This window comes from Paraclostridium benzoelyticum (genome assembly GCF_001006285.1).
GTDB lineage: Bacteria > Bacillota > Clostridia > Peptostreptococcales > Peptostreptococcaceae > Paraclostridium > Paraclostridium benzoelyticum.
Genome location: NZ_LBBT01000077.1, coordinates 1 through 790 on the forward strand (window position 1 = coordinate 1; position 790 = coordinate 790).

Below are 790 nucleotides of genomic sequence, written 5' to 3' on the forward strand. Positions count from 1 at the left end.
TAATTCTAAGGTCCAATTTATAATTAATCAATACTATCATTATGATTTATTTATTAAATTGGGACACTTATTTCTTTTCTAATAAACTAATTTCACACTACTTCTAAATAATTTCACATCAAACATCACTTCCTCATTTATTTAAATTTATTATGAAAAAATATAAATATATTATTAATTATCTCACAATAAACTTATTCGAAAACTAACTGTTATATGTACACAATAAAAAAATTTAACATGCTTTTATACAACTTTTCTATAGGTTGAAATCACTTATAGAAAATCCTCCATTTTTTTACATTAAATCTCTAATTTGAGTGTCAAATTTTGCAAAATTCTATATACATATTATATAGGTAGATAAAAACTACCTACACTAAAAAACACATATAGGAGAGAAATATATGCGCAAACCAATAATTGAGAATAGATCTATGCCAAAGTCTTGTTGTAAAAACAATAAGGACCAAATGAGTTCTCTTAGAGATTTAATAAAAATGCTTGAAGAAGCTCAATGTAAAAGAAAAAATAGTTGTCATTTTGATGATGACGATGATTATATAAATCCAAGATCAAATGTAGATATAAACACGAGCTTAGATAATGATTCTAAATCTTGTTCTTGTGCTGATTCTGACTCAGATTCTACTGCTGATTCTAATGCGGATTCAGATTCTTGCTCTACTTCTGACTCAGATGCTAATGCTGATGCTGACGCTAACTCTGATTCTACTTCTGACTCAGACGCTAATGCTGATGCTGACGCTAACTCTGATTCTACTTCTGA

Annotated in this window: 1 protein-coding gene; it reads left to right on the forward strand. The window is 27.7% G+C overall.

Features of this window, described 5'->3' with window-relative positions; all coding sequences use genetic code 11:
- Positions 1-407: 407 nt before the first annotated feature.
- The coding region (locus VN21_RS18075) for a hypothetical protein (protein WP_200898151.1) at positions 408-790 on the forward strand (383 nt) is incomplete at its 3' end.